The organism is Kitasatospora sp. NPDC001539 (assembly GCF_040298565.1).
In the GTDB taxonomy this organism is placed as follows: domain Bacteria; phylum Actinomycetota; class Actinomycetes; order Streptomycetales; family Streptomycetaceae; genus Kitasatospora.
Genome location: NZ_JBEPAK010000487.1, coordinates 1 through 1321, shown reverse-complemented (window position 1 = coordinate 1321; position 1321 = coordinate 1). Strand labels below are relative to the sequence as shown.

Genomic DNA, 1321 nt, shown 5'->3' with positions numbered 1-1321 from the left:
CGAGCGGGTGAACTGCGTCCGCAGCTCGTGCGAGTAGTGGTTGGCGCGGCCACGGCTGCGGGGCGCGTCAGTCGTCGAGGTCCTCGTCGTCGTAGACCTCGCTCACGTCGAACCGGCAGATCAGCAGCCGGGGATCGGCGTGTTCGAAGGGCTCCGGCAGCCACTCGCCCGGCTCGGTCGGTTCGGCGGCCGCGACCCAGAGCGTGGAGTCCGCCTCCTCCAGACCGAACTCCTCGCTGCGGGCGGCGATCTCGTCCGGCTCGTACTCGCCGAACAGCACGCCGATCGCGGCGTTCACCCCGCCCACCCCGCCGGGAGTGAGCGAATCGTCGAGCCGCTCGGCCTGGGCACGCAGTCGCTTGGGGTCGGCCACGTGGTAGTCGCGGCGGATCAGCACGCTGATCGCCTCGGGCTGTTCCGGGCCGTGGTAGCCGCCCGGGCCCTCGTCCCCGGGGATCTCGAAGGGGGTGACCTCGTCGTAGACCTCGTACAGGAGCTGGTCGTAGGCGATGGCCGCCGTAGCGAGCTGCTCGTAGGCGGCGGAGACGGCGGGATCATCCGCTGCGTTCGGGCTTGACACCGCTTCCAGATGACGGTCGATGGCGGCCTTGACCGCCTCAGCGGCGGCGCGTACCTCGGCAATGGTGGGCTGCGCGGCATCAGACATGGTGCAGACGCTATCTCCCCGCGGTGCCGGTACGCACAGCGGTTGTCGTCTACACCCGCGATTTCACCGCAACTTCCGCCTCGATGTCCGATCTCGCCCGTTCTGTCCCCTCACGGGACCGGCGCGGAAGGGGCGCGGAGGGCGCGCGAGCGGCCCGACGGGGCCGTCCGGGTGCGGCTTCTCGCGCCGGTATCCGGGTATCCCCTCCCCACGGACAACAGAACTGATGGACTGTCAGGTGAGCGCCCCGGTAGCGAGCCGCCGAACCGCCGCTTCCGCACGGGAGGTCGGCCGGAAATACCCGGGCCGAGTGTCCGGGGCACGCCGTAGGCTTGCCCGCAGATGATTCCCAGGAGGAGCGTTTTGACCCCACCGAAGCCGGTCCGGCAGCCGGAGTACGAGTACCAGTCGCTTCGCATGCCGCGCGGCACCACGCGCAACGCGGCACGCCAACTACTCACCGAGCACGCCGAGTACGGGCACTGGGAGCTCGACCGGCTGAGGTTGTTCCCCGACGGCAGCCGGACGGTCCGGCTGAAGCGGCGGATCATCCGGCAGGTCCGGAGCTGGTGACGGAAGGCCCCCGGCCGCGCGGGCCGGGGGAACGTGCGCGACCGGACGGCGTGCCCGTGAGCGCCCCGCGGGAGGGGCTGC

The 1321-nt window shown here is 71.2% G+C and carries 2 protein-coding genes; one reads left to right on the top strand and one right to left on the bottom strand.

Annotation, left to right across the window (positions count from 1 at the left end):
* Window positions 1-67 precede the first annotated feature (67 nt).
* A complete protein-coding gene (locus ABT247_RS33485; protein ID WP_350750378.1) occupies window positions 68-667 on the bottom strand; it encodes a hypothetical protein in 600 nt (199 codons plus the stop codon).
* A gap of 363 nt (window positions 668-1030) precedes the next feature.
* Between ABT247_RS33485 and ABT247_RS33480 the strand changes: the two genes are divergently transcribed.
* Complete coding sequence (locus ABT247_RS33480) at window positions 1031-1240, top strand: DUF5703 family protein (RefSeq protein WP_033350848.1); 210 nt, start codon at window positions 1031-1033, stop codon at window positions 1238-1240.
* Window positions 1241-1321 lie beyond the last annotated feature (81 nt).